Source organism: Corallococcus terminator, assembly GCF_003611635.1.
Taxonomy (GTDB): domain Bacteria; phylum Myxococcota; class Myxococcia; order Myxococcales; family Myxococcaceae; genus Corallococcus; species Corallococcus terminator.
Genome location: NZ_RAVZ01000116.1, coordinates 1 through 26,419, shown reverse-complemented (window position 1 = coordinate 26,419; position 26,419 = coordinate 1). Strand labels below are relative to the sequence as shown.

Here is a 26,419-nt window from a genome sequence, read left to right as displayed (position 1 = left end):
GCCCCGCCCCCGCCGCCCGCGGTGCAGCTCTCCGGCACGGACCCTCGCGTACGCGAGCTCTTGAAGGGGCTCTCCAGTGACGCGGACTTCGCGCGCTGGCTGGCCGCGGAGGACCTGGTCCGCCGCTTCGCCGCCGCGACGAACCTGGTCGCCGAAGGTCAGAGCCCGCGAATGCCGCTGTCGTTCATGGCGCCCGCCGGAGGTTTCCAGGTCGCGAAGCGCAAAGGCCGTACCCTGATGGCGCCGGAGAGCACCGCCCGCTACGACACCCTGGCGCGGGTCATCGCGTCCCTGGATGTGAAGGCCGTGCAGCGGGTGTATCAGGAACTCAAGCCGCTGCTGGACGCGGCCCACGCGGAGCTGGCCCCGCCGGGACGCGGTCTGGACCCGACGCTGTCACAGGCCATCGCCCGGCTCACCCGCGTCCCGGTCCCACGGACACCGGTGGAGCTCACGCCCAGGGGCGCGCTCTACGTGTACGCGGATCCGAACCTGGAGGCGCTGGGCGCGGCGGAGAAGCACCTGCTGCGCATGGGCCCGGACAACATGCGCAAGGTGCAGGCGAAGCTCACCGAACTCGCGACCGCGCTGGGCCTGCCGTCGACGGAGCAGGCCCGCCAGCCGTAGCGGGTGGACGGGGCCAACGCGTCCATGTTCCGGGACAGGGCCTCATGCCGCGTCTGCTCTTCCGGCAGCCTCGGCGTCCAGACGGGGCACGGCGAGCACCTGCTTGCCGTTCACTTCGATGGAGGTTCCCGAAGCCGCCGTCTTCCGCTGGGCAGACGCGTGGGCGGTGCTCGGGCGGGGAGGCCCATGTTCGGATCCTCCGCCATGTCCATGCCCCCGGAGGCACGGCCTTGCGACCCGCGGAGGAAACGGAGGCGAAGCGGCCGACAGCACTCCGGGGCCTGGGGGGCGGATGGCCGAGGGAGGGCGAGGTGCCAGCTTCCCCGCCACTCTCCCACCCAAGGGACGCTTTCATGCTGTCATTGCGACGCTGTCTGGCTTGCCTCACGGTCCTTCTCCTCCTCTGTCTGGGATGGGGTCCACCGGCCGTGGCCCATCCCCAGGCCCCCCTCGCCCTGCCCGGAGGCTTCTCCTCCGAACTCGTGGTCGCCGGCCTGCAGTACCCGACGACGTTCGCGTCCCTGCCCGATGGGCGCCTGCTCATCGCGGAGAAGGAAGGGGCGGTCCGGCTCTTCAAGGACGGCTTGCTCCATCCCGTGCCCTTCATCGACATCCGTGGGCGGGTGAACTCGCACCATGATCGCGGGCTGCTGGGGCTCGCGGTGGATCCGGACTTCGCCACCAATGGTTTCATCTACCTGCTCTACACCTACGACGACGATGACACGGATGACTCCGGGCCGAAGACGTCGCGGCTGGCGCGCTACACCGCCGAGGGGGACATGGCTTCGCCCGCGAGTGAGGTCGTGCTGCTCGGCACCGCGGTGGGCAACTCCTGCAATGACCTTCCCGAGGGGGCCGACTGCATTCCCTCCGACAGTCCTTCGCACTCCGTGGGCACCCTGCGGTTCGCGCCGGACGGCACCCTCTTCGTGACGTCAGGAGATGGCGCCCGCTTCGACGCGGTCGACGACGACGCCCTGCGGGCGCAGCGCCTGGACTCCCTCGCGGGCAAGGTCCTGCGCATCACCCGCTCCGGCGAGGGGGTGGCCTCGAACCCGTTCTGGAACGGGGATGCCGGGGCCAACCGCTCCAAGGTGTGGGCGCTGGGACTGCGCAATCCCTATCGCTTCAACCTGCGCCCGGGCACCTCCACGCCCTACCTGGGCGACGTCGGCTGGAACAACTACGAGGAGATCAACGTCGCGCTCCCGGGGGCGAACCTGGGCTGGCCCTGCTACGAGGGGGCCTTCCGCCAGAGCGGCTACGAACCCAAGCCCCTCTGCCAGGCGCTCTATGCACGAGGGCCCGATGCGGTGCGAGCGCCGCTGTACGTCTGGGACCACGGCGTCGGCCAGACGGCCACGGGCGGCGCCTTCTACACGGGCTCCGCGTACCCGGAGGCGTGGCGGGACACCTACTTCTTCGGCGACTACAGCCAGCAGTGGATCCGCTCCCTGCGGGTGGATGCGGATGACCAGCTCGTGCCCGACAGCGTGACGCTGTTCGCGACCGGGGTGGGCGGGCTGGTCGAGCTCGGCATCGGGCCGGACTCCAATGTCTTCTTCGTGGACATCCTCGCGGGCGAGCTGCGCCGCATCCGCTACACGGTGGGGAACACGCCGCCCGTCGCGGTGGCCTCGGCGGTGCCAGTCGAAGGGGCGCCTGCCCTGCTCGTGCGCTTCTCCAGCGTGGGCTCCAGCGACGCGGACGGTGACGCGCTCCAGTACCACTGGGACTTCGGGGACGGCTCCCCCGCGTCGGCGCTGCCCGACCCGGAGCACACGTATGTCGCGGCCGGCACCTACGTGGCCCGGTTGACCGTCAGCGATGGCCGCGGGGGCAGCCATTCCGCCTCTGTAAGCATCTCCGTGGGCAACCTGTCGCCCGTCGTGGCCATCCACTCGCCCTCGGAGACGTTCCGTTTCAAGGTCGGCGACGTGGTGGCCTATTCGGGGTCGGCGAGCGACGCCGAGGACGGCCTCATTCCCGACGACCGGCTGGCGTGGACCGTCACCCTGCGCCACTGCACGGCGGGGACCTGTCATTCCCATCCGTACTCCACGAGCACGGGAGCGGCCGGGTCGTTCACCGTCCCGGACCACGGAGACGAGGTGCACTTCGAGCTCACGCTGACCGCGACCGATTCGGCGGGGCTGACGGGCAGCCGGATGATCACGGTGCAGCCGCAGCTCGTGCAGGTGACGCTCCGCACGTCGCCGCCGGGGCTGGAGCTGGTGTTCGACGGCACGAGCGCGACGGAGCCCCGGGTCCGCCAGGTCATCGTCGGCTCCACGCACACCGTCATCGCGCCGTCGCCGCAGGGCGTCTTCGAGTTCCGCGAGTGGTCGGACGGTGGGGCCGCGGAGCACGTCATCCAGGTCGGTCCGAGCGACGCCAGCTACACGGCTTCCTTCGAAGCCGTCGCCCCCGCGGAGTGCCCGCTCGGCCAGTATCGGGCGGAGTACTTCGGCAACCGGTACCTGGCGGACTCCCCCGCGCGGGTGAGCTGCGAGGGGGCACCGATCGCGCGTATCTGGGGCACGGGCAGCCCCGTGCCGGAAGTCGGGCCCGACGACTTCTCCGTGCGCTGGACGGGACGGTTCTACTTCGTGTCAGGCCTGTACTACTTCCTCGCCCAGGCGGATGACGGCATCCGCGTGTTCGTGGACGGCGTCCGCATCATCAACGGGTGGAGGGACCAGTCGACCACGAGCTTCTTCGTGGGACGCTGGATGCGCGCCGGCGAGCACACGGTGATCATCGAGTACTACGAGCACGGGGGCGATGCCGTGGCCGGGCTCCGCTGGTATCGCTGAGCCCGGCGCTGCGGTTTCACATGCGCGGCGCGAGGCCCACGGACGGTTTCAGCGCGGCGCGGACGGTGGTGTCGCGGTGGGGCTCCTCTCGGACGTCCTCACCCTTTGTCTGCGCGCGGGGTTCGCCCTGCGGCGTCGGTGGGTACGGCGGCAGGGGAGGGCGGCGCCGGGTGCCAGGGGTCGGCGTGTGCCTGGAGAGCGCCCCTGGCGTGGATCATCCAGGCCCCGAATGGGGTGCCAATGTCATAGGTCACGTCACGCGGGGATCAGCGTCCGCGCGACGTGCTGGATGTAGTCCGCGCGAGCACGGCTGGAGCTCAGCGTCTCCGGGCTGGCGATGACGAGGTGCAGGAGCCCCACGTACGTGGAATACGCCTGAAGGGACCAGTTGCGTGCCTCGCGGGCCGGCAGCCCGAGCGCCCTGTACAGCTTGACCAGGTAGTCGATGCGCCGCTGCGATACCCGCGCCAGGACGGCCTGGATGCGCGGGTCCGCTGCAGCACCCGCGACGATGGCGACCTCAATCCTGCCATGCGGACCCAGGTCGAACGTCAGCGCCAGCAACTGGTGCAGCCGCTGCCTCGGATCCGGCAGGGCCTCCAGCCGTTGGATGAACTCCGTGGTCGCCAACTGCTCCCAGCGCGCGAGCGCGGCCTGGAGCACGTCCGCGCGGTCCTTGAAGTGCCAGTAGAAGCCGCCCTTCGTCACCCCCAGGCCCCGGGCCAGCCGCTCCACGGACAGGGCGTCCACACCCTCCGCGAGGCTCCAGAGGGCCGCGTCCGCCCAGTCCTCGGCGGACAGGCCCGGCCCCCGGTGCCGCTTGCGGATGTCCTTGAGGCTCCGGAAGGGCGACCGCTCCGGAAGGCGGGAAGTAGTGCGTCTCATCGTCGAGCGCAGTCTGGCGGACCCCCTCCCGGAGGTCCAGGGCGCATTCCCGGGGACCCGGGGATATACGGCACCGTATCGGGATACGGTAGCGTATCCGATGACAGGACTGGGGGCCGTGCATGCGGGTGACGACAGGGACGTTGCTGATGCTCGTTGGAGGGATTCACAGCGCCATCGGGCTGGGCGTGCTCTTCCAGTCGCGGACACCCTCGCCGCTGCCGGAGGTGCTGCGCCCCTTCGCGGAGGGCGCGGACCACGTGGACGTGAAGACGGTGGAGTCAGAAGCCACGCTGCGCGAATTCCTCGCGGCGCTCCTGTCGTACCAGCCCGCGTGGATCACGGCCCTGTATGGGGTGCGAGGTGTCTTCGTCCGGCTGCTGGGGATGCGTCAGCACGGCGTGCCCCGGCCCCAGCACCTGCGCCCGGAGGACATCCCCATGGCCCCGGGCAGCGCGGCCTCGTTCTTTACCGTGCGCCACGCGGAGGATGAGCACGTCTGGGTGGTGGCCGCGACGGACAAGCACCTGGAGGCCACCCTCGCTGTCGTCGCGGAGCCGGCGCCGGGCGGTGGGGCCCGGCGCCGCTTCCACGTCGTCACGCTGGTGCACTACCGGAGCTGGGCCGGGCCCGTGTACTTCAACGTCATCCGGCCCTTCCATCACCTCGTCGTCGGAGGCATGGCGCGCACCGCGGCAAAGGCAGTCACCGCGCAGGGGCGTCGCCCGGACGCGGGCCGGGACTAGAAATGGAGCTGCATGCGCACGCCGGGCTGGATCCAGGCGTGCACCCTGCGGCCGTCGCTGGAGAAGTCATGGGAACCGGACCGTCTGTACTGGCCCAACGACGCGGAGAGGTAGGGACCCACCGCCATCGTGCGATTGATTCGCAGGTCCACGCCAACATGCGCGTGCCCCAGGTCGAAGCCCTCATACGGCAGGGAGCCGAGCGCCGCCGCTTCGTCCTCGAACTGCACCGTGGCGTTTTCGAAACCCAGGCCCACGCCGATCCAGGGCGACACGAACGCGCCCGGCTGGAAGTGGTAGTCCAGGTCGATGCCGTACCGCCTCACATTGGAGCCGCACAGGGCCTCGAAACACGCATCGGGCGATCTTCCAAAGCCAAGCTGGAAGTAGACGCCCAGCGAGAGCCGCGAGTTGAAGAAGTACGCGAGCTCCACCTGCGGTGACACCGTCTCACCGATGACGTCCGTCATCTTCACGTTCCCGACCGCATTTCCCAACGGAATGCCATAGGCCGCGCGAAAGCCCAGCGCGAACCCCGCGCCCTTGGGCTCGAGTGGCTGCGCCTCCACCGGCGCGGCCCACAGCAGGAAGAGGGACACCATCAACGAAGAGAGGAAAGGACGAGCAGTCATGTCGTTCACGCGAATCGCCAGCCGGTGGGTGTCTGCGACGGCGCCGCGCATTGCAAAGCCGCAGCCAGACCGCCCCAGCCGCGTCCCAGGGGAGAACCCGTCCTGGGCATGGCCGAAATGCCCTGCCATCCACGACATGGATGTCAGAACAGGGAGTGCCGACGAGGCCGGCTCCACAGGTTGCGGTGCAGGGCCCGTCGGGACACGGGTGCCCTCTCAGCAACGGGACTCCATGTCAGGCGTGTATTGTATGAAATCCCAGTGAATCGGTTCCATGGGAACGGAGTGTCCCCGCGGGCCCTGCTCACGTCCCTCCTCATTCGAACTGGAGCCATCCCATGCCGAAGACCTCTTCCCCCTCCCTGCGTCCGCTGCGTGGCGCGCTGGCGGGCCTGGCCCTGGTGGCCCTGGCCCCCGCCGCCGGAGCGACTCCACGGGCCCTGGCCCCGCGCGCCATCGTGGTGAAACACACCGGGCACGAACTGGCCGCTGGGACTCCCGTGGAGCGCCTGGTGGTGAAGTTCCACGAGGGCAGCCGCGTTCGCCTGCGTGACAATGCCCTGGTGGCGCTCGTCTCCGAGCGCTCCTCCTCCGAACGCAGTCTGTTCTTCGGCCGTGGGATGTCCGAAGCCCGGCCCACGGAGGACCTGCGCTCCGTGGAGGCCCTGCTGGACCGCGCGCCGCGGACCCGGCGCCCGCAGCGGCTGCTCCAGGAGGACGAGGCCACGCTGGAGGCGCGCAAGGGCTCCGGTGAGGCGCTGAGCGGTGAGCAACTGGCGGACCTCAACCTCTACTTCCAGGTGCCGCTGCTGCCGGGCACCACCGCCGAGCGCGTGGCGGACGTCGTCGCCGCGCTCAACGCGCTGGACACCGTGGAGGTGGCCTACGCCGAACCTCCTGTCGAGGACGCCGCGGTGAACACGGGCCTGGACGCGGCGCTGCGGGGCGTGCTGGCCGCCGCCGACCTCCCGCCCACCACGCCGCTGTACACAGCCAACCAGGGCTACCTCAACGTGGCCCCGGGCGGCATCGATGCGAACTACGCGTGGACGGTGGCCGGCGGCACCGGCACGGGCGTGCGCATCGTGGACGTGGAGACGGGCTGGAACCGCTCGCACGAGGACATGCCCAACCTCTTCTACGTGGGCGCCGCGGGGACTGTCAGCGACCACGGCACCGCCGTGCTCGGAGAGCTGGTGGCGGCGAACAACGCCTATGGAATGAAGGGCATCGCCTATGGGGCCCAGATGGGCGTCGAATCCCATACGCCGCAGGGCCTGACGAGTGCCCTCTCCAAGGCCGTCACCGCGGCGGGCCCGGGTGGCATCGTGCTCGTCGAGGTCCACCGCCCGGGCCCCAATGACGGCACGGCATGCACGTGCAACACCAGCCAGTGCCACTACATCGCCGTGGAGTACTGGCAAGCCGAATACGACATCATCCGCAACGCCACCGCCAACGGCGTCATCGTCGTGGAGGCGGCCGGCAACGGCAGCGCGAACCTGGATGCCGCCGCCTACGCGGGGCGCTTCAACCGCGCCACGCGCGACTCGGGCGCCATCATCGTCGGCGCGAGCACGGCCACCACGCGCGCGCCCATGTGCTGGACCAACTTCGGTGGCCGCGTGGACGTCCACGGCTGGGGTGAGCGCGTGGCCTCGATGGGCTACGGCGACCTGTTCGGCTCCGCCCATGGCGTCAACCAGTACTACACGGCCACCTTCAGCGGCACCTCCAGCGCCTCGCCCATCGTCACGGGCGCGGCCGCCAGCGCGCAGGGAGTGGCGCGCGCCAATGGCAGCCTCCTGACCTCCGTGCAGATGCGCGGCCTGCTGCGTAACAACGGCACCGCCCAGGCCGCGGACACCCGGCAGATCGGCCCGCTGCCCGACCTGCGCAAGATGCTGCCCAAGGTCATCTCCGGCAATTACTGACAGCGGGCTCCAGCAGGGCCGGACAAATTCCCGCCGCAGGCTGAGAACGGGCCTGTGGCGAGCGCGCCCTCGAACGGTGGAGGAGAGGCCGCCTCGATACCGTCGCCGCGCGTGATGATGAAGCTCTGATTCCCGAGCCGCCGGTCACCCGGCCGGAACGACCGTTCCGCCTCAGGTCGTGACCGCCGGCCCTCCGGTCGGCCCGGGCACCCAGGGACGTGGTGACGTCTCCGCGCATGTCCGAAGCCTCCTCTTCCTTCCGCGGCCCGCGGGCGCTGCTCCCGCTCCTGGTGCTGTCCTTCTGCCTCCCCGTTGCGGCCCGCGCGGAGGGCACGCCGACCGACGGAGGCACCACCGCGCCCCTTGCCCCGCCGGAGCCCACGGCCGCCGCCCTTCCCACGGACTCATTGGCAGCGCTGGAGCAGCGAATCCTCGGCCTGGGCTGCGAGCCGAAGCTGCTCGGCGACGCGGCCCGCAGCTTCATCGAGGCGCAGCTCCTCTGTGATGCGCACCTGTCGTTCATCCTCATCCAGGCCACGCTGGACGGGCACCCGGTTCCGGACACCCAGCGCCGGCTGAAGGCCCTTCTCGCGGATGCGCTCGGACGGGCCCGACGCCCCTTCAACGCACAGAAGGGGACGCACGTCGCGGGACATGTGCTCCCGCACAGTGTCCTCTACCGGGGCTACGTGCTGCTGATGCTCGCGGGCATGGAGCGCGCCGGGCTTGCGGACGCGGAGTCCACCGCCCTCTTCGACGCACTGGCCGCGCAGCTCGTGGAGGCGCTCTCGCGACAGCTCCTCCTGCCCAGCTTCGGGCGCACCATCTGGCCCTGCGACAGCGCTCCGGCCGCGGCGGGGCTGCTGCTGCACGGGCGGCTGCGGGGCAACGCGGAGTCGCGGGCCGCGGGTGAGCGACTCGTCGCGCGCCTCGTCGAATTGGCGGACCTGCCCACCGGCTTCCCCGCGAAGGTGGACGCGAAGGGGCGCCTCGTGGAGCCCACGCAACGTGGCACCACGCTGGCGTGGACGGGCGCCTTCCTGGCCATGGCCTCGCACCCGGCGGCAGGGCGCTTCACGGCCACGCTGGTGGACGGCTACTGCGACCATCCCGCCGGCAGCGCACTGCCCCTCGCCGCCTGCCGCGAGTGGCCGCGCGGGGTGAAGGGCCGGGAGGACTCCGCCAGCGGCCCGCTCGTCTTCGGCGGCTACTCGCTGGGCGCGAGCGCGCTGGCCATCGCGGCCACCCGGCTGTCCGGCGAGCACGGGCAATGGCACCTCCACCTGCTCAACGCCGCAAGGGAGATGGGCATCCGCACCACCCTGGAGCACCCCGGGAAACGCCCCCTGGAAGCCTCGCTCTACGGTTGGGGCACCACCGCGCGCCCGTGGTAGCGCACAGGGGATGATGACGCAGTCGCCTTGCGTCTTGAGGTTCTGCCGGCGGGGATTCACCGGGTGACGAGGGGCGGGCTCCATTCACGTTGAATTGCGCTCGTGGGTCCTCTCTGGAAAGTTCTCGGGCTTTCTCGGAGCGTGAACATGAAATGTCCCACTTTCGCAGCCGTGGTCGCCCTCTGGGGGGCACTCGTTCTGGGCAGCCTCGCGCATGCGTCCGAGCAAGGCACGGCGACCCGTGCCGATGGGTTCGTCGGTTGCCTGGACGCGAAGGCGGATACCGCTCTCGCCGGTTCCCTCTGCGCTCGTTTCAGCGCGCCGTTGGACTACGCGGACCCGAACCGTGAGCGGATCGAGCTTTTCGTCCGCAAGTTCCCCGCTCCAGGGCGGTCGGCCGGTCAGGTCTGGCTCGTGGCGGGTGGGCCCGGCGAGTCAGGGGCTTCGTTCTACCCTCTGCTGAAGACCTTGCGTGCTGCCTTCCCGGGACATGACCTACTGGTTCCTGATCATCGCGGGACGGGTTTCTCGAGCCGGCTCTGCCAGAAGGAGGAGGCCGCCGACAGTGAGGGAGGCGCCTCGCTCGAAGGCGCCGAGTGGGCGACATGCTTCGAGGCGCTGGAGTCCGATTCCAAGCGCACTCGCGCCTTCACCATCACCCACTCCGCCCGCGATTTGCGCGCGCTGATGGAGCGATACTCCGCCGGCCGGAAGACATGGCTCTATGGGGTCTCCTACGGCACGCAACTGGTGTTGCGCATGATGACGGTCGCCCCGCCGCGGCGCCTCGATGGGATCGTGCTCGATTCCCTCGTTCCTCCGGAGACGACCGAGCAATGGGACCTCAGTCATCGCTCGGCCGTCGTCGACGAGGTGGGCCGCGCGGTGCTCGCGCAGTGCGACGCGGACCCGGCCTGCCGTGCGCGTCTCGGGGACTCGGCGGTCGCCGCCATGCAGGGGCTCGTCGACGATCCCAAGGTATCCGCTGCCGTCCCCGGGGGGCGTCCGAAACTCTTCTTTGGAGCGCTGCTGGACAGCCCGAAGCTGCGGGCGCGGATTCCCTTCGTCCTCTCGGGCCTCAGAGGCGGAGACCTCGAGCCGTTGCGGCAGGTCGAGCATGACATGGAGGCACTGGGCGGCCAGTTCGACCGTTTCCCGCAGTCATCGGTCTCCATCCCGCTCGTCGCCGTCATCAGCGCCTCCGAGAACAACGCCCGGCCAGGCCTCACCCAGGCCCAGGTGGAGGCCGAAGCCGCCCGGTTCCTGTTCGTCAGCAGCCTGCCAGGTCAGCTCGTCGGTCGAACGTCACTGGCCTATCCGCGCGACGAGTGGTTCGGCCGGTCTCCCGCCGCGCTTCCGCCGGTTCTGGTGCTCCAGGGCGACATGGATTCCAAGACGCCCCTTGCTGGCGCCCAGGCCCATCTCCGCCTCCTGCCCGAAGCCGCTGGCGTTAACCTGTTCACCGTCAAGGGTGGGCCGCACTTCCTGCTCTTCACGGCGCCAGATTGCTTCAAGGCCGCGGTGAGCACCTTCGTCCAGAAGCGGCGTGCTCCTCGTGCGACTTGTTCGCTTTGACCCCCTGGCTTCAGTCTCCGACCCCCGTGTCGATGGCTCCGAGGGTGCGCTGGCCTCATCCCGCATCTCACGCATCAGAAGGATGGGGCCCTGTTGAGGGGGAGGGAGAGTGCAGAGGGGCCGAGGAGGGCCGCTGACGGGGTCGCCCGAGCGATGCTACGCAGGACGTGCCTACTCCCCGCCGTTCCGGACGGTGGGGGCCCGCGCGGCGGCCGGAGGCCAGGAAAGCAACGCTGACGCGGCCTTCCTGGTGAAGTAACGCCTTTTGACTCCAAGCGGTTCCTGCCCCGCGGAGCCGCGAAACGTTCGAAACCTCCACCCGTGAAACAGTCGGTGTGCGGGCTGCTGCCCGCGGCCCTGCTGAGCGCCTGGGGTGGAACGCCCGAGGCCGGGCCCACGGACGCGGTGGAGACGAATACCCAGGCGCGCCCGCTCCCGGCGCACAGGACATCCCGGTGGCCCGGGCCAACGGAGGGCGGCATCCGACGCTCGCGGAGCGGAGTGAGCTTCGGGAGGCGAGCGCCCATCAAGGAAGGTGCACGACGAGCTCCACCTCCGGGTACTCGGCGGAGGGCCCGTCCAGCAGGGGCGTGGGGCGTGCGCTCACGTGCTTGTCGAAGAAGGCGCGCACGTAGGTGTTCACCAGGGTGAAGGCGCGCTGCCCGTCGAGGGTGCCCAGTGCGTATTCGCTGGCGGTCGCCTGCGGCGAATCGAAGCGGATCAGGGGCAGGGCGAGCACGAGGTCGCTGAAGGTGATGTGGCCGGCCCCCTGGAGGTCCAGGTCGTAGCCCGTGGCGCCCAGATGCTGGAAGAAGCGGGCCCGGCTGAAGTCGACCTCCGCGCCCTCGCTGTTCATCACGAGGAACGGGACCTGGACCTGCACCTCCAGGTTCCCGTGGAAGGTGCCGTCCATGTTGAGACCCGCATGGACGCGTGCATCCGTGCGGCAGACCTCCGCCGCCGTCGAGCCGCCGAAGGAGTGGCCGAACGCGCCGATGCGGCCCAGGTCCAGCCTTCCGGTGAAGCGCCCCGCCGGGTCGCTGGAGTCCAGTGCCGTCAGCCGGTCGAGCACGAACCGCGCGTCCGCCGCCCATTGGGCCTGGACGCGCGTGTTCAGGGCGGGGTCGAGAGGGGAGAGCTGGACGAGTTCATCCACCACGCGGCCGTCCGGGAAGACCAGCGGGCCGCCTCCTCGGGGATGGGAGATGGCCACCACCACGTAGCCCTGGCTCGCCAGCTCCTCCGCGACCCCGCTGTACATCGCCGTCGCCATGCCGTAGCCGTGGGAGAGGAGCAGCACGGGGAATCGCTCTTCCCCGTCGGCCAGGGGCACGCCGCGAACCGCACCGGCGAAGAAGAAGCTGTAGAACGACGGCGGCAGCCCCTGCGTCCCGGCGACAAGCTCGCCCTCGCGCCACGTGAGGAAGTAGGAGGCGGGTTGGGCCTGGGGACGGGCCCGCGCGGGGTACCAGAAGCGCACCTTCAGCTCGCGCTTGTCACCGGACGCGGGGGTGAGCGTCTCCTCTCGTGCCTCATCGGTCCAGGCGTCCTCCAACGTCCCCACCGCGTGGGGACCGGTGGGAGGCGGGAGCCGCACCACCGGGTGGTGGACGTCATGGACCGAATCCCGCGCGCTGACGGTGGCGCCGCCGCGCGTCCGAGCGCTGAAGACGACCTGGGCCGTTTGCGGCGTCAGGACGCCAGCCGCCTTCAGCTCGGGCAGGGAGAAGCTCAGGATGGCATCCAGGCGGCCATCCCCATCCACATCCCGAGCGGTGCCGGCTGCCAGTGCCCGCACCTTCGCCTTGCCTTCCGGGGCGGACAGCGTTGCCTCTTCGGCCAACAGCTCTTCGGCAGCCAGGGTCTCATCCCCGAGCACCGCGACGTCGAGGCTTCCCGCACCCGTCAGGTCGACGGTGTTGGGATACACGCCGGGAAGGACATCCAGCGCCGCGGTGTCAGGCTGGAAGTTGGACGGCGGCGGCGGATCCACGTCGTCCTCGCCGCAGCCGGTGGCCGCGACGAGGCAGAGGGCCAGCACGAGCCCTGTCCCGTAGCGCCACGAGGCATGAGGCGAGGGGCTGCATGAGGCGGAGGTCGAACGCATGTGGCTTCCTTCTGCAATGATCCCGGCCCCTGACTCACTCGCATGTTCACCTTCACGACGGGCCGGCTTCGTGACGGATGCGTGAACTGCGCCCGAAGCCCTCGCTCCGCGCAGGCCATTCCCCCGAGCAGGAGAGGAGGAGGGGAGGAAGAGGACGCCGCGAGTGGACTGGGCAGAACCGCGGAGGAGGAGCTTCGACTTCGGCGTCTTCGCCTGCATGAGACGTGGAGGCAGGCGGCGGGGGCTGGCGTACGTGAAGGAGGGGACGGCGGTCCACGGTCCGGCGTCAGCCCCCGCCGCGCGGCCGCGCCCGCCGGGGTGTCGGCAGCTCCTGCGCGAGCGATTCACGCAGGATGCTGGCCAGTTGGGCCACGGTCTTGCTCGGCTCCCGTTCGGCCCTGAGCAGGTGCACCGGAATGCTCCCGAGCGCGGGCAGGCCTGAGGCGCCGGGCTCCAGCACGGCCAGCGTCTTCGGCAGGCCGAAGGCCGTTCGCAACGTCACGCCCAGCCCCGCCTCGGCCGCCGCCCACAGGCCCGCGAGGCTCGGGCTCGCGAACGCGATCCGCCAGGCGAGCCCCTTCCTGTCCAGGGCGGTCGTGCAGGCCTCCCGGAACACGCAGGGCGCTTCGAAGGCGATGAGCGGCAGCGGCTGGCTGCGGCTTCCAGTCATCTGCCAGCCAGGCTGACCAATCCACACGAGCGGCAGTTCAGCGATGCGTTCACTGCGGCCGCGAGCCCCACCGCTCCAGGCAAGCGCGAGGTCCAGCTTGCCGGTCATGACGTGGTTGACGAGGTGGGCGTTGCGCTCGGTGCGCACCTCGATGCGCACCGCCGGATGCGCGCGCGCGAAGGTGCTGAGCACCCGGGGCAGCCAGGTTTCGGCGAAGTCCTGCGGCAACCCCAGGCGGACCTCGCCCTCCAACTCGCTGCCTCGCAAGCCGTCCACGGTCTGATCATTCAGTTCGAGGATCCGCCGCGCGCAGCCCAGCAGCACCTCTCCCGCCTCGGTCAGGACCAGCCCCCGCCCGGCGCGTTCGACCAGCGCGCGGCCCACCTGCTCCTCCAGCTTGCGCAACTGGGAGCTCACCGCTGACGGAGAACGGCCCACCCGTGCGGCGGCCCGGGCGAAGCTGCCCAGCTCGAAGGCCGTCACGAACGTCCGCAAGACATCCATGTCCAGGTTGATCCGGGGGAGCATCGTTCGATTTCCTCGAACCCAGGCTTCCAGACTTCGGAATTTTCGGCAAGACGGGTCCGGGCTACGACGCTGAGCATGCCGGCCTCTCCTGCCCATCCTCGAAGCGTCAGGGTCATTCCATGCGTTGTCGCCACGGTGGCCGTCTGGATGGCTTCGACGGCGGCGCACGCTCAGACACCCTCCGCATCCCAGTCCTGGCCGCTGCCCCAACCCGCGCCCATGCCGCCGCCCATCGAGCCGCCGCGTGACACGCCCTTTCCCGGCACCATCCGCTTGCACGTCGACGCCACCGACACGGCGCGCGGTCTCTTCCGCGTCAAACAAACCATCCCGGTCGCGCCCGGAAGGCGGTTGACGCTGTTCTTCCCGCAGTGGCTTCCTGGGGACCATGGGCCCACCGGCCGGTTGGAAGGACTCGCGGGGCTGAAGGTCCAGGCCGGAAAGAGAGTCATTGCCTGGACCCGCGACGCCGTCCAGGTCGCGGCCTTCCACATCGACATCCCCGCCGGCGTGACGTCCATCGACGTGAACTCCCAGTTCCTTGGCGCCACGGAGCCGCGCGTGGGCCCGGTGGTGGCCACGTCCACGATGCTGGACCTGCAATGGCACAACCTGGTGCTGTATCCCGCAGGCCATTACGCCCGGCGCATCACCTATGTGGCCAGCGTGAAGCTGCCGCCCGCCTGGGAGTTCGCCTCGCCGCTGACCGTCGCCCAACGGGATGGCGGTGAGGTCCGGTTCCAGCCGGTGACGCTGGACACGCTGGTCGACTCACCTGTGATTGCCGGCCGTGCCTTCAAACGCATCCTGTTGAGCAACGAGCCCGTCCCGGTCCACGTGAACATCGTCGCCGACGACGCCGCGGGGCTCGAACCGCCTCCCGAATTCGTCCGGGGCTACCAGGCACTCGTGCAGCAGGCCTACCGGCTCTTCGGCTCGCAACACTACGACCATTACGACCTGATGGTCTGGCTGGCGGACGGCTTCGGCCCCAGCTACTTCGAACACCTCCGCGCGGGTGAGAACGCCCTGCCCGCCGACTTCTTCACGACCTGGAAGGACAGGCCGGAGCGCCGTGGACATCTGGCGCATGGGTTCGTTCATTCGTGGAACGGCCTGTTCCGCCGCCCCGCGGAGATGTGGACGCCGGACTTCAACACGCCGGAGCGCGACTCACTGCTCTGGGTATTTGAAGGATTGACGTCCTACTGGCAGGACGTGCTCACCACCCGGGCGGGGTTGTGGACGCGGCAGGACGCGCTCGACGACTGGGCCGCGACCGCGGCGGCCATGGCCAGCCGCCCCGGCCGGCGCTGGCGCCCGCTCCGGGACGTGACAAACGACGCCGTCGTGCAGCGCTGCAAACCGCTCTCCTGGCGGGGCTGGCAGCGCGACATGTTCGATGCCTACTCCGAGGGCGCGTTGATCTGGCTGGAGGCCGACACGCTGCTCCGGGAGCGCAGTGGCGGCCGCAAGTCGCTGGATGACTTCGCTCGCGCGTTCTTCGGCGTACGCGCGGGCAGCCAGGTGACGATGACGTACACGCTGGAAGACATCGTCACCACGCTCAATGACATCCTGCCCCATGACTGGTCAGGCTTCTTCCGCTCCCGGATTGAAGAGACGCGCGACGCCCCGCCCCTGGGTGGAATCACGCGAGGTGGCTACACGCTCGCCTGGAGCGAGGAACCCACGGACGCCGTCCGGCGGGCCGAGGCGGCGAGCGGGAACGTGGATCTCGGCGACTCCCTCGGCATGACGCTCGCGAAGGACGGCAAGGTGCTCCGGGTGGATTGGGAAGGGCCTGCCTTCAAGGTGGGTCTGCTGCCCGGCGAGGTGGTGACGGCCGTGAACGGGGGCCCCTACGACGCGCAACGACTGAAGGACGCCGTCAAGGCCACCGCGCACCGGGAGCCCTTGCGGCTCTCCTGGCGCCAGGGCACGGCCACCCGTTCCGCCCTCATTCCCTGGCATGAGGGGTTGCGCTACCCCCGTCTGCGGCGGGTCGAGGGCACACGGGCGATCCTGGATGAAATCCTGGAGCCACGCGACTGACACCCCTGCCCGCGGGGGTGGAACTGAATGTGGGCGTCCTCGACGTTCGCCTCGTCGTCGAGAGCAGGTCCACGGCCGGCAAACCCAGCCGCCAACGGCGACCCTTGCCGGCCCGAAGCGGCGGATCGCGGCAAGACTTGCCGTCCTCTCGGGTCGCTCCAGGGGAGACGGCCTTGAACGTGGATTGGCCCTGTCCTTGCTCTGTCGACGTCATGTTCGCCCTTCCGTCCTGGTCCACCTGGGAATGACCTTGACGGCAAGCGCAGCTCCGCGAACTGCGTCAATTCATCCCGCTGGGAGCCAGTGCCATGATGATGGGAAGAAGCTGCATCCTTGGAGCAGTCCTGCTGACGGCCGCGTGTGGTGTCTCCCCTCCTGAACAGGAGGTCGTGGAGGATGACGTCACGGCGAAGACGTGCCTCCCCAACTGCCCACCGCCGACGAAGATCGTCTTCGCGTCGAACCAGGGAAGCGACCCCACCCACACCCTCAATACCTACGACATCTTCGTGATGGGCACCGATGGCACCGTGTTGACCCGCCTCACGAACGACCTCGTGATGGACCGGCGCCCCAAACTCAACAAGGCGCGCACCCAGGTGGTCTGGCAGCGCCAATACGGCCAGACGTACCCGTACTTTGGCGACTTCGAGATCGTCACCGCGAACATCGATGGCAGCAACATGCAGCGGCTCACGAACTGGGACGGTGACGACGAACAGCCCGCCTTCAGCCCCGACGGGACGCGCATCGTCTTCGTCCACTGCACCTCCCGGTGCAGCCTCTACCTGATGGACGCCAACGGACAGAACCCGACCCTCCTGGCCACGGACCTGCAAGGCGCCGGCAGCTACCTCACGCCGAGCTTCAGCCCCGATGGCCTGAAGGTCGTGTTCGGCTACGAGGCGCTGAGCACGTCGGACATTCCCTTCCGGGGCATCTACCGCATCAACGTGGATGGGACGGGACTGGTGAGGCTGAACGAAGGCCCCTCCAACTGGACCTCGTTCTTCCCGGTCTACAACGCGGCGGGGACGAAGATTGCCTTCACCGCGAGCATCTCCGTGCAGGGCCTGTTCGAGCGGGACCTCTACTCCATGAACGCGGACGGGACGGGTCTGGTCGCGCTGCAGAACGGGCCGGAGGACGACCAATGCCCGGCCTACAGTCCTACTGCCGATACCCTGGTGTTCGAGCGCCTGCCGGGCGGCTCGAGCAGTAGCGAAATCTTCATGAGGTCCGTCAACGGCACCCTCAAGAACCTGACGAACACCGTGATCGCGAACGACGTCGAACCGTCCTGGCAGTGACGGAAGCCCGGTGAAACGGCGCGCCTACCCGACCCGATAGGGCGGCCCATGACACCCGGCTGCTGGCGCGCAACCAGGCCCGCCTCTCGCCTGCAGGAGGCGGTCGCGGCACGGACGTCAGTCGTTGACCCAGCAGAACCACTTGTTGAAGGGGCCATCCTGGCTGAATCGCGGATGCAGCAGCACCGAAGCTGGCGACACGCCGCCTCTGACAGGGCATTCCCGGCCAGAGGCGGTTGCCGCGGGAACTTCAGTTGCTCAAACAGACCCACTTGTTGAAGGGGATGTCCTGGCAGAAGCACTCGCCAAAGGTGCCATTGGCCCACTGGCAGCCCGTCTCCGCCCCCGGATTACAGCGGCGGGTCTGGAGCGTCTCACAGCTACTGAGGAGCTCGGCGGAATCCTGACCGGTCTGCACACCGCTCTCGACACCGTCCGTCACTTCAGCGCCACCACAGCCCATTCCGAAGATGGAGACGACGGCGAACATCGCGAGCCCACGAAGAAACATATGACACTCCTTTTCGCTGGTGAGGTGTTGATGCAACAGCGTGCGAGAATGCCGGTCAAGATTTACCTGCAACCCGCGATGTCACTGAAAATCTCCGTACGGAGCGGTCTCGGTGTTTGAGGTTGCGGAACGGGTTGTTGAAGGGCTCCGGGCCCTTCTTGTCTCCGCCAGGTCACCCTCCGGGCGCTCTACGAGATCGCCGTCCGCAGCGTGCCCGTCAGTGTTTCGCCGCAATAGGACGCGGCTTCGCACGCAGGCTCAGCAGAACGCCCGCGAGCAGCGCGGTGCCCCCCAGTAGCAGCCGCTGGGTGAGGGGCTCTCCGAGCAGCAGCACCGCGCCCACCGCTGCGATGACCGGGACGCACAGTTGCACCACCGCCGCACGCGCGCTGCTCAGGTGGGGCAGCGCTGCGTACCAGAGGCTGTAGCCCACGCCCGAGGCGAGCGCGCCTGAGGTGACCGCGAGCAGCAGCCCCTTCGACGACGGGTGTGGGGCCGCGTCCAGAGCGCGGGCGAGCATCACGAGTGCCAGGGCCAGCGGCACGCTGCGCACGAAGTTGCCGGCCGTTGCCGCCAGAGGGTCCGTGCTCCCACGCCCCCGCAGGCTGTAGATGCCCCACGCCACGCCCGCCGCGGCCATGAGCCCCGCGCCGAGCGCATCCGGCGCGCTCGCTCCAGGGAGCGTGAGCCCCGCGAACCCTGCGAGTGCCACCGCGAGCCCCACCCACTCGAGCGCGCGCGGCCGCTCACCGCGCGCAAGCCCTGCCGCGAGCATGGTGAGCTGCACGCAGCCGAAGAGCAGCAGGGCGCCCACGCCCGCCCCGATGCGCACGTACGCGAAGCTGAAGCCGGCCGCATACGCGAAGAGCGCGAGCGCCGAGGCCCAGCTCCCGTGCCCCGTTGCCCCGCGGCCGCCCCGTCGGAGCCGCAGCAGCAGCGCGAGCACCAGCGCCCCCGACGCAAGCCGCACCAGCGTGAACGAACCCGCGTCGATGCTGCGCGCCGCGCCACCCGAGAGGGCCGCGCGGCACAGCAGCGAGTTCGCGGCGAAGCCCAGGAGGGCAAGCAGGGTGAGGAGGGGAGTGCTCACGTGGCAGGGACATAGCGGGCCGTGTGACGCGCGTCACGTACCCTGGGCATCACCTCCCGGCGGAGGTGTTCCATCGGACGGCAGGCCCCACGCCGCGCGCCTTCGCTGCATGTCACGGGTGCCATCGGAGTCCAGCGGATCGGAGGGCGAGGTGACGGGCGGGTAGTCTCGGAAGGATGCGTACGTTGCTTCTCGTTGCGGTGCTGCTCTTTGTCGCTTCGTCGCCCCTTCGGGCCGAGGCCGAGCAGCTCGAGCCGGCGCGGTACACGCCCTCGCCGTGGGCCTCTTCCTGTGGTTCATCGCGTCCCGGCTGCGCGCGGCGGCGGGGTGAGGGCCCGGAGTCGCCGGGCCCTCGCGGCCCCCAACGCATCGGCGTGTGCAGCGCGTCAGGCATGACGCACACACGGCCTCGGGCGCGTCACAGCGCGCTGCAGGCCCAGATGCCGAGGGGCGTACAGAAGCAATTGGGATTGGGATGGCCCGTCAGGCAGCAACTCCGCGACGCGCCGACGGGCGAACACGGGGTCCCCGCGAGCTTGCTGCAGCGATTGTTCAGCCCACAGATGGGGATGGGTGTGAAGCAGATGTTGTAGAAGCCATCGCACTCGACGGAGTCCGCCTGCACCGAACAGGTGTTCCCCTCACAAGACACGGTCGAGCCATTCGGACAGGTCTGTGAGCACGTGACGAGGGCGCTCGACTCCTGCCTCAGCTCCGGCGCCTCGACAGGTTCCAATCCACCACAGGCCACCAGCACCGGGACGACGAGCACCATCAGCACACCCAGGAAGCTCTTCATGGCGTGTCTCTCCTTGAGGGGTTGAGCGGCATCGAATCACAAGATGCGCTCATTCCGCCATGGAGTCGCGCTTGCGGGAGTGCAGGGAATCCCACCTCACTCGCGAATCAGCTCATGGACTGGCTGTCCTTCCGGTCCCACGCCATCCAGCCGCACGAAGTCGACCGACAAGGGCCAGGACGTCTTCACGAAGACGTGCTCCAGCCGGGAGACGCTGTTGCCCAGCTTCGTCCATGCCTGGACCCGGCATTCGCCGTCGACCCGCGCGGTGGTGATGTCGATGGGGCGCGAGGGAAAGGCCCGCAGGCGCACCCGCACTCGCCAGCCATCCGCGGTGGCGTCGACCGGCTGCGGGTCCTCCAGTCCATACACGGGTTGTTCGACCCCCAGCAGCTCCTCCACCTCCGATGCCCCGCGCTCCAACATCCGCCAGTACACCTGCACGGGACGCGTCCCCACGGGGCGACAGGCTTCGTCCAGGCGCAGGGCGTAGTGGACCTGGTTCCGGTTCTCGCTCCGGGACAGGAAGAAGGCGGACTGCGATGGGAGGGGCGCCGCGGAGGCCAGGGTCGCGACGGTCGTCAGCGCGACGGCGGCGAGGTTGCTGAGCCCGGATTCAGGAAACATGGGGGGCCTCCTTTCATGGAGGAGTGACGGCGGTCAACCGCGTGGCCGTATCGGGATGACGAACACCCCGGGCCCCTGGAACTGTCACTCGCCCTGCGCACTTTTCACCGAACATGACGCAGGCTGCTCCGAGTACGTGCTCGTCGCTGCGGTGCCCGACAAGCGCGCCCGGTCTTTCGTGCGCATGCGCCTTCGTCAGGCTGCGCGCTTGCTCTCGACGGATGCACCCATCACCCGCATCGCGTACGACGTTGGCTTCAGGGACCTCTCGAACTTCGTGCGAACGGTCCGCCGAGCGGCAGGCGTCTCGCCGCGCGCATTCCGGCAGGCCTCGCGCGGAGAGCGCAAGATTCTCCAAGAGAAGAGGGTGAGCACCTCCTAATTAGAGGTGTGGCTCAACCCAGAAGGCACCCGTGTTCGACCACGTCGGTCTTCGTGTGACGGCACACTTCGAAGACCCTTGGGTCCAACATGCCAGGAGCACACAACATGGCTTCAATCCGCAAGGACATCACGACGAGTGCCGCGCCCGAGTGGGTATGGGATGCGATCCGTGACATCGGCGCTCTTCATACGAGATTGGTTCCCGGGTTCGTTGTCGACACGCGCCTCGAGCCGGGAGCCCGCGTGGTCACCTTCGGCAACGGGATGGTGGTCAGGGAGCCCATCGTGACGGTCGACGACGACGGACGGCGCCTCGTCTGGGGGGCCGAAGGTGGACCGCTGACCCACTACAACGGAGCGGTCCAGGTCTTCGCGGAGGGCACGGGGAGCCGGGTCGTCTGGACCGCCGATTTCCTGCCTCACGAAGCCAGCGCCGTCGTCGGCCCGATGATCGAGCACGGCATGGCCGCCATGAAGAAGGCGCTCGATGGGCTGGTGACCTAGCAGGCCGAACTCCGCCCTCGCGGTCCCGGTATTCGTGACCCGCGCTCACGGGCGCCTTCGCGTGAGCGCGGACGCGGGAGGCGCCTACTCCCCGCTGTTCCGGACGGTGGGGGCCCGCGAGGGTGCGATGAAGCCCGAGTAGGCCATCCGGTTCGGTGAGCAGTGCCCGGGGTTGGCCACCTTGTCCGGCGTGGCGTTGCCCGTCATGGCGGTGCTGACCTCCTGCGGCGCGGAGGCGGGATGGGCCTCCAGGAAGAGCGCGATGACGCCGGTGACATGCGGGGTGGCCATGGACGTGCCGCTCAGCGGTCGGGTCGCCGTGTCATTGCTGGCCCAGGCGGAGAGGATGCCTTCGCCGGGCGCGAAGACGTCCACGCAGTCTCCGTAGTTGGAGAAGGATGCCCGCCGGTCCACGCTGGTGGTGGCACCCACGGTAATGGCCTCGGCGGTGCGCGCGGGAGAGCGCTTGCACGCGTCCTGGTTCTCGTTGCCCGCCGCCAGCACATACGTCACGCCCGACGCGATGGAGCGGCGCACGGCATCGTCGAGCGCCGCGTCCTCCCCGCCGCCCAGGCTCATGTTGGCCACCGCCGGGGACTGGTGGTGCTCGGTCACCCAGTCCAAGCCCGCCACCACGCCCGCCGTCGTCCCGGAGCCCTCGCAGTTCAGCACCCGCACGGCGTGCAGCGACGCGCTCTTGGCAATGCCATACACGTTGCCGCCCACCGTGGCGGACACGTGGGTGCCATGGCCGTTGCAGTCCACGCCGTTGCGACCGTCGTCGACGGCATCGAAGGCGATGTCCGCCCGCCCGGCGAACTCCTGGTGCGTGGGGCGCAGGCCCGTGTCGATGACGTACACGTGCACGCCCCGGCCCTGCGTCTGGTACAGGTAGCGCTGATCGAGCGGCAGGTCGCGCTGGTCGATGCGGTCAATGCCCCACGTCGCATCGGACTGGCTCTCGGCGAGCGTCACCACGCCATTCTGTTGCACGTACTCCACCTCGGGCGCGGCGGACATGGCACGGGCCTGCTCCTCGCTCATGCGCGCGGCGAAGCCCCGCAGCGCGTGCGCGTACACGTGGAAGGTCTTGCCGCCGAAGCGCTCGGTGAGGTTCCGCGCGCCCATCACCGGCGTCAGCGCGGGGTCTGCTTCCCGGGGCTCCTTGAGCACGACGACGTACTCACCGGGGACCGGCTTCGCGACCGTGAGGAACTTCTCGCGCACCGGTGTCTGCACGGACGCGGTGCCACGGCAGGGTGTGTCATCGGGTGGCGGCATGGGATTGCCCGCGCTCCGGCACGCCGACAGCAGGAACAGCACGCAGGCGGACGCGACCGTCCGCGATAGGAGCTTCAGCGACATGGGTTCCCCCGGGGGTGGCACTTCCAGCTTCGGCCGGTAGCCGGGAAAGCAATGCTGACGCGGCCTTCCCAGTGAAGTAACGCTTTCTGACTCAAAGCGGTTGCTGCCCCGCGGGGCAGCGAAACGTTGGAAACCCCCGCCCGGGAAACAGGAGGCGCGGCAACATCGCCGACAGCACCACGTACATGGGCCCACTGCCGGTGTGGAGCGCGGCGAGAGTCGATGCGGTCGAGGCAGGTTGGCCTGATTGCGACCAACCCGGTGTCTCATCCATCCGGTGCGGTACAGATGCGCACAATGGGAGTCCTCTACTACTGTAGGCGCATGAGGACCGTGGATGAATGGAAGGCAACGCTGCGTGTCGCGCTGAAAGACGCACTGCGCAATCGAAATGCACCCGCTTCGGCGGTCCTTCGGGAAACGCTCGCCGCCATCGACAATGCCGAGGCGCCCGACATGAGCGTCGCGCCTGCATCGGTGGGTGGCGGCATCGCCGGCAGCGCGGGGGGACTCGGGAGTGGTGAAGTGGCTCGACTGCTCTTGTCCCCGGAGGCGGTGGATGCGCTCATCCAGCGCGAAATCCAGGAGCGTCGCGACGCGGTGGCGCTCTACGTCCAGCTCGGCAAGCCCGAAGAGGCCCGCGCGCTGAGTGCGCAAGTGGATGTGCTCCTGGCTATTTGAGAAGAAGCCCGGCCCTCTGTCTTTCGGAGGGCCGGGCTTCAAGGTGTGCCGAAGGCAAGAATCAGCAACGCGGAACTACAGCGGAGGGTTCGCTACCGGGGTCGTCTGGTATTGGCTGTAGCCGTCTCCAAGCTGACCGTACCGGGTCTGGCCCCACCTCTGGACCGTGCCGTCGGAGCGCAGTGCCAGCGAATGGCGGAAAGGGGTTGGGCCAACAGCAGAAGGGTTCTCCTCATGATGGATGGTTTGCCAGGGAAGGAAGGTCTGGTAAGCCGAGCATGAAGGCCTGGATTCGTCAGGGAATCAAACGAGGCGTCCCAGGTCCGCGTCTGTCATTGCGCGTTGTCGCGGGAACCAACGCCCCTCCATTCGAGGTCGAGCTAGGCGGCGGTCGCCTGCTGGATGCGGGCCTCGGTCTCGGCCGGGTTGGCAATCCAGGGCCAGAAGCGCTGCGGCTCTCCGAAGTTGTCGAAGAAGGTGTCGCCCAGTGCCGGCACCTTCGATGCGGCCCCAAGGTACTGCATCACGTGTGGCGGAGGCGGCTGGAGCAGCATGTTCGTGAAGCCGGTGATGTATTGGCCCTCGGTCCGCCAGAAGTACTCGAAGGTCTGCTCCATCCAGTCCGGGGTGAAGGGCTGGTCACCGTGCGCGAGGATGGCCTGGGTCACGACGTGGGCCTGCTTCGACGCGCTGTTGAGGCCCTGGCCCGCGATGGGGTCGTTGAGCATCACGACGTCCCCCAGCCCCATCACGGCCCGGCCCGAGGGGAGCCGTCCCACGGGCCTTCGCACCGTGGGCGTGAACGCGCCAGTGAGCCAGGACGACTCGTCCACGATGGCGGCGTCCTTCAGCCGGTCCTCCACCCACGGTGAGAAGTCGTGCATGACGTCCTTCATCCGCGCCATCGCGTCCCGGGCGGTGGTGAGGCCGCGGAAGCGATCCAACCCCTGGCCGGGGATGGCCTCCAGCAGGAGGCAGTGCAGGGGGCCTCGGATGCGGTCGAAGTACGGCATGGAGAAGTACTCGCCGTGGCCCGCGGCCAGGATGAACTTGAGCGCGGGGTAGGGTGTTTCGTGCAGCGGCTTCATGCCGCTGACAATCATTGCCATGAGGTTGCGCTGCGGCTGCGTGTGGGGGCTGCGCCCGGCATCCCGCTCGAACAGCGACATGAAGCTGTTGCGGCCCGCAGTCACGAGCATCAGGTCATGCCGTGGGGCGAGCGCCTCCAGGGCCTCCACGTCCACGTCGCGCACCACCACGGTGCCGCCGCGCCGCTCGAACTCCGCGAGCCAGCGTGAGTACTTCGCCCGCAGGTCCAGGGCCTTGCCCGCGTTGAGGATGCGTCCCTGCACGTTGAGCGCGCGCTGCCCGGGGGCCATGCAGATGTCGAGGTCGCCGCCCCGGGCGTACTCCCCCGGGCCCGGCCAGAAGTCGAGCCCCAGCTCCTGCTCGTACTGGTAGGCGCGGCCGAAGAGGTAGGTGGTGGCGGCGAGCCGGGCGTTGAAGATCTGCTCGGGGGTACGGTCCGAGTAGACGGTCACAGGGTAGCCCTTCGCGAGCAGGCCGAAGGCAAGCTGCAGGCCCGCCTGGCCCGCTCCAATGATGCCGATGTTCCTCATGGTCCCCCCCTGGGGTGATGCGAGGGCATGACGCCCTCCCGGAACACTACGCAGTGGGGGCGCGGTCCTGGCAATCCGTCCCGTGGGATGTGGGGAGGACGCGCCTGCTTCGCCCCTGGGATGTCGAGGACCCGGGGACGCTCAGGACTCCGGCTATCGCCCGCAGCGACTGAGCTTGGAGACGGTCAGCGTCAGGGCATTGGCGAAGCCGTGGGCGTAACAGCTCTCATGCCAGGACTGGGCAATCAGCGGATCATTGAGCTGGGTGGGCACGCGGGTCATCTGGAAGAACGACCGGAACTCGCCGCCCTGGAGTTGGGGACCATCGCGATCCTCGTAGTTGCGGGCGTAGTTCTCGAAGGTGATGCGGTCCGCTCCGCTCTCCGCGACCACTCCGCCCCAGTGGTACTCCCACACCGGTTCACTGTAGACAGGCGGCGGAATGGGCACCACCGGACGGGGAGCCACCTCGTCCCGCATCCGCATCCAGTTGCGGTGCTGGGCATCCTGATAGCGCTCCATGGCGCCCACCGAGTACGTCTGGAACGCATCGCCCACCCGTGGGTCCGCATAGGCATTGATGCCCAGCCGGAAGAGGAGCTGCTCGTAGCGTGTGCCGAGCGTGTGGGCGTTGAGGTTCACGCCGTTGATCGTCATGGCGGCATTGGCACGGACCCGGTTCACCATCCGGCCATAGTTGCGGCCGATGGGGCCGTAGTAGCCCGCGAGTGCCGCCATCTGGGCATTGGGGGTATTGGCACCCGCCAGCGCGTTCTGCAATCCCACCTGGTAGTCGTTGACCGCGTGTTGCCGGGCCGCGGCGGCGTTGGGCCCCTCTCCCTGTCCATGGAAGAGGAACGTGGTGATGAGGACCGCCAGCCGGAAGGCAATGTCGCCATGGGCCGGATAGGCAGGGCCCCACCCTCCGAGCTGCCAGCGCGGCAGATTGAGGAAGAGCTGATTGCCGGACTGCTTGAGCCTCACGGTGCGCTGCGAGTCCCGCTGCTCCCCCATGACCTTGCCGGAGATCTCATTGCAGTTCTGCGATACGGCGGGCTCGAGCTGCCCGTTCTCGGACATCGCCACCTGGAACAGTCGCTTGGGTCCCGGACCGTTCAGAAACGGCAGACAGCCCGGCTGCGCGGGGGGGCCGATTTCGAGGTAGCGCGGCCCGGGGACCTTGGCGATCCGATAGTTGGAGCCCGCGGACCTCAATGCGCGGTTGCACCGACCGATGGCGCTGTCCGTGGCGAAGAAGTACTTGGTCTGCTCGTGGTGGGGATCGGTGTCCTCGATGGCGAGCTCGTTGTCATCCGAGACCCGGAGCGTGACCTGATTGTGCGGCCGCACCATGACGTTCGCCGACCCGGCGTCGATGAGGAAGCTGTCCCCATGCGTCTTCGGGTGGGGGTGGGGCCGCAATCCGTCCCGCTGCGTCTCGAAGACGGCGTTGTGGAGATTGACGTCCTGGGCGACGAACTGGGCGTTGGGGATGACGCGGTACGCCTGAAGCGCTGGGGTGGGGGAAGCCCACCGGCCCCGGCCCGCCCCCGGAAC

The 26,419-nt window shown here is 69.0% G+C and carries 22 protein-coding genes; 11 read left to right on the top strand and 11 right to left on the bottom strand.

All coding sequences use genetic code 11. The annotated features are described in order from the left end of the window. Positions 1-627 (top strand): DUF3014 domain-containing protein (locus D7V88_RS18170; RefSeq protein ID WP_120541909.1); only part of this gene is annotated, 627 nt, incomplete at its 5' end. Between the two features lie 428 nt (positions 628-1,055). Further along, the gene (locus tag D7V88_RS18165; RefSeq protein ID WP_244238224.1) at positions 1,056-3,446 is read left to right on the top strand and encodes a PQQ-dependent sugar dehydrogenase; all 2,391 of its coding nucleotides are present in this window, start codon (positions 1,056-1,058) and stop codon (positions 3,444-3,446) included. A 255-nt stretch (positions 3,447-3,701) separates the two neighbouring features. On the opposite strand, the gene D7V88_RS18160 is transcribed toward D7V88_RS18165, so the two are convergent. Next, on the bottom strand, positions 3,702-4,331 hold the full coding sequence (locus D7V88_RS18160) for a TetR/AcrR family transcriptional regulator (protein ID WP_244238223.1): 630 nt from the start codon (positions 4,329-4,331) through the stop codon (positions 3,702-3,704). 122 nt (positions 4,332-4,453) lie between these two features. On the opposite strand from D7V88_RS18160, the gene D7V88_RS18155 reads away from it, so the two are divergent. Next, the gene (locus D7V88_RS18155; RefSeq protein ID WP_120541904.1) at positions 4,454-5,077 is read left to right on the top strand and encodes a DUF2867 domain-containing protein; all 624 of its coding nucleotides are present in this window, start codon (positions 4,454-4,456) and stop codon (positions 5,075-5,077) included. On the opposite strand, the gene D7V88_RS18150 is transcribed toward D7V88_RS18155, so the two are convergent. Next, positions 5,074-5,709: a hypothetical protein gene (locus tag D7V88_RS18150; RefSeq protein ID WP_147448769.1), complete on the bottom strand. Its 636-nt coding sequence runs from the start codon at positions 5,707-5,709 to the stop codon at positions 5,074-5,076. The two genes, D7V88_RS18155 and D7V88_RS18150, sit on opposite strands and share 4 nt — an antisense overlap. 338 nt (positions 5,710-6,047) lie before the next feature. Here D7V88_RS18150 and D7V88_RS18145 point away from each other — a divergent pair, with 338 nt between their 5' ends. The 3 genes from D7V88_RS18145 (at position 6,048) to D7V88_RS18135 (ending at position 10,612) form a co-directional block, all read left to right on the top strand. Continuing rightward, positions 6,048-7,643, top strand: a complete 1,596-nt coding sequence (locus D7V88_RS18145; RefSeq protein WP_120541902.1) for a S8 family peptidase — start codon at positions 6,048-6,050, stop codon at positions 7,641-7,643. 236 nt (positions 7,644-7,879) lie between these two features. Beyond that, positions 7,880-9,037 (top strand): hypothetical protein, encoded by a 1,158-nt coding sequence (locus D7V88_RS18140; protein WP_244238222.1) that lies wholly within the window; start codon positions 7,880-7,882, stop codon positions 9,035-9,037. 147 nt (positions 9,038-9,184) lie between these two features. After that, positions 9,185-10,612, top strand: a complete 1,428-nt coding sequence (locus D7V88_RS18135) for an alpha/beta hydrolase (RefSeq protein WP_120541901.1) — start codon at positions 9,185-9,187, stop codon at positions 10,610-10,612. 526 nt (positions 10,613-11,138) lie between these two features. Here the strand turns inward: D7V88_RS18135 and D7V88_RS18130 are convergent. Continuing rightward, positions 11,139-12,719 carry an alpha/beta hydrolase family protein gene (locus D7V88_RS18130; RefSeq protein WP_158625102.1) on the bottom strand — a complete coding sequence of 527 codons (1,581 nt, stop codon included), beginning with the start codon at positions 12,717-12,719 and terminating at the stop codon, positions 11,139-11,141. Between the two features lie 286 nt (positions 12,720-13,005). Next, complete coding sequence (locus D7V88_RS18120) at positions 13,006-13,917, bottom strand: LysR substrate-binding domain-containing protein (protein WP_120541899.1); 912 nt, start codon at positions 13,915-13,917, stop codon at positions 13,006-13,008. Positions 13,918-14,064: 147 nt separating this feature from the next. Between D7V88_RS18120 and D7V88_RS18115 the strand changes: the two genes are divergently transcribed. After that, on the top strand, positions 14,065-15,972 hold the full coding sequence (locus D7V88_RS18115) for a M61 family metallopeptidase (RefSeq protein WP_158625101.1): 1,908 nt from the start codon (positions 14,065-14,067) through the stop codon (positions 15,970-15,972). A 308-nt stretch (positions 15,973-16,280) separates the two neighbouring features. After that, complete coding sequence (locus tag D7V88_RS18110; RefSeq protein WP_120541897.1) at positions 16,281-17,282, top strand: TolB family protein; 1,002 nt, start codon at positions 16,281-16,283, stop codon at positions 17,280-17,282. 250 nt (positions 17,283-17,532) lie between these two features. Here D7V88_RS18110 and D7V88_RS18105 read toward each other — a convergent pair whose 3' ends face one another. The 4 genes from D7V88_RS18105 to D7V88_RS18090 form a co-directional block, all read right to left on the bottom strand. Further along, positions 17,533-17,793: a hypothetical protein gene (locus tag D7V88_RS18105; protein ID WP_120541896.1), complete on the bottom strand. Its 261-nt coding sequence runs from the start codon at positions 17,791-17,793 to the stop codon at positions 17,533-17,535. Positions 17,794-18,010: 217 nt separating this feature from the next. Beyond that, the gene (locus D7V88_RS18100; protein WP_120541895.1) at positions 18,011-18,883 is read right to left on the bottom strand and encodes a DMT family transporter; all 873 of its coding nucleotides are present in this window, start codon (positions 18,881-18,883) and stop codon (positions 18,011-18,013) included. 418 nt (positions 18,884-19,301) lie between these two features. Further along, entirely contained in the window at positions 19,302-19,682 is a 381-nt protein-coding gene (locus D7V88_RS18095; RefSeq protein ID WP_120541894.1) for a hypothetical protein, read from the bottom strand. Between the two features lie 96 nt (positions 19,683-19,778). After that, complete coding sequence (locus D7V88_RS18090) at positions 19,779-20,309, bottom strand: DUF4833 domain-containing protein (protein WP_120541893.1); 531 nt, start codon at positions 20,307-20,309, stop codon at positions 19,779-19,781. Here D7V88_RS18090 and D7V88_RS45390 point away from each other — a divergent pair. Further along, positions 20,308-20,691, top strand: coding sequence for a helix-turn-helix domain-containing protein (locus D7V88_RS45390; RefSeq protein WP_341870687.1), 384 nt, complete (start codon positions 20,308-20,310; stop codon positions 20,689-20,691). The genes D7V88_RS18090 and D7V88_RS45390 overlap by 2 nt on opposite strands. Positions 20,692-20,798: 107 nt before the next feature. Further along, a complete protein-coding gene (locus tag D7V88_RS18080; RefSeq protein WP_120541892.1) occupies positions 20,799-21,197 on the top strand; it encodes an SRPBCC family protein in 399 nt (132 codons plus the stop codon). Between the two features lie 84 nt (positions 21,198-21,281). On the opposite strand, the gene D7V88_RS18075 is transcribed toward D7V88_RS18080, so the two are convergent. Continuing rightward, the gene (locus tag D7V88_RS18075) at positions 21,282-22,562 is read right to left on the bottom strand and encodes a S8 family peptidase (RefSeq protein WP_244238221.1); all 1,281 of its coding nucleotides are present in this window, start codon (positions 22,560-22,562) and stop codon (positions 21,282-21,284) included. Between the two features lie 324 nt (positions 22,563-22,886). On the opposite strand from D7V88_RS18075, the gene D7V88_RS18070 reads away from it, so the two are divergent. Next, positions 22,887-23,243, top strand: coding sequence for a GatB/YqeY domain-containing protein (locus D7V88_RS18070; RefSeq protein ID WP_120541891.1), 357 nt, complete (start codon positions 22,887-22,889; stop codon positions 23,241-23,243). Positions 23,244-23,623: 380 nt separating this feature from the next. Here D7V88_RS18070 and D7V88_RS18065 read toward each other — a convergent pair whose 3' ends face one another. Then, the gene (locus D7V88_RS18065; protein ID WP_120541890.1) at positions 23,624-24,862 is read right to left on the bottom strand and encodes a styrene monooxygenase/indole monooxygenase family protein; all 1,239 of its coding nucleotides are present in this window, start codon (positions 24,860-24,862) and stop codon (positions 23,624-23,626) included. A gap of 153 nt (positions 24,863-25,015) precedes the next feature. Continuing rightward, positions 25,016-26,419, bottom strand: a 1,404-nt coding sequence (locus tag D7V88_RS43060; protein ID WP_208726351.1) for a hypothetical protein, incomplete at its 5' end; no start/stop codon positions are given.

Bases quoted from the DNA above. Each gene is read 5' to 3' on its own strand.
- D7V88_RS18090 (WP_120541893.1), bottom strand. From the start codon at position 20,309: ATGTTTCCTGAATCCGGGCTCAGCAACCTCGCCGCCGTCGCGCTGACG.
- D7V88_RS18095 (WP_120541894.1), bottom strand. From the start codon at position 19,682: ATGAAGAGCTTCCTGGGTGTGCTGATGGTGCTCGTCGTCCCGGTGCTG.
- D7V88_RS18155 (WP_120541904.1), top strand. From the start codon at position 4,454: ATGCGGGTGACGACAGGGACGTTGCTGATGCTCGTTGGAGGGATTCAC.
- D7V88_RS18160 (WP_244238223.1), bottom strand. From the start codon at position 4,331: ATGAGACGCACTACTTCCCGCCTTCCGGAGCGGTCGCCCTTCCGGAGC.
- D7V88_RS18135 (WP_120541901.1), top strand. From the start codon at position 9,185: ATGAAATGTCCCACTTTCGCAGCCGTGGTCGCCCTCTGGGGGGCACTC.
- D7V88_RS18065 (WP_120541890.1), bottom strand. From the start codon at position 24,862: ATGAGGAACATCGGCATCATTGGAGCGGGCCAGGCGGGCCTGCAGCTT.
- D7V88_RS18145 (WP_120541902.1), top strand. From the start codon at position 6,048: ATGCCGAAGACCTCTTCCCCCTCCCTGCGTCCGCTGCGTGGCGCGCTG.
- D7V88_RS18115 (WP_158625101.1), top strand. From the start codon at position 14,065: ATGGCTTCGACGGCGGCGCACGCTCAGACACCCTCCGCATCCCAGTCC.
- D7V88_RS18070 (WP_120541891.1), top strand. From the start codon at position 22,887: ATGAGGACCGTGGATGAATGGAAGGCAACGCTGCGTGTCGCGCTGAAA.
- D7V88_RS45390 (WP_341870687.1), top strand. From the start codon at position 20,308: ATGGGGGGCCTCCTTTCATGGAGGAGTGACGGCGGTCAACCGCGTGGC.
- D7V88_RS18140 (WP_244238222.1), top strand. From the start codon at position 7,880: ATGTCCGAAGCCTCCTCTTCCTTCCGCGGCCCGCGGGCGCTGCTCCCG.
- D7V88_RS18130 (WP_158625102.1), bottom strand. From the start codon at position 12,719: ATGCGTTCGACCTCCGCCTCATGCAGCCCCTCGCCTCATGCCTCGTGG.
- D7V88_RS18080 (WP_120541892.1), top strand. From the start codon at position 20,799: ATGGCTTCAATCCGCAAGGACATCACGACGAGTGCCGCGCCCGAGTGG.
- D7V88_RS18110 (WP_120541897.1), top strand. From the start codon at position 16,281: ATGATGATGGGAAGAAGCTGCATCCTTGGAGCAGTCCTGCTGACGGCC.
- D7V88_RS18150 (WP_147448769.1), bottom strand. From the start codon at position 5,709: ATGACTGCTCGTCCTTTCCTCTCTTCGTTGATGGTGTCCCTCTTCCTG.
- D7V88_RS18075 (WP_244238221.1), bottom strand. From the start codon at position 22,562: ATGTCGCTGAAGCTCCTATCGCGGACGGTCGCGTCCGCCTGCGTGCTG.
- D7V88_RS18105 (WP_120541896.1), bottom strand. From the start codon at position 17,793: ATGTTTCTTCGTGGGCTCGCGATGTTCGCCGTCGTCTCCATCTTCGGA.
- D7V88_RS18120 (WP_120541899.1), bottom strand. From the start codon at position 13,917: ATGCTCCCCCGGATCAACCTGGACATGGATGTCTTGCGGACGTTCGTG.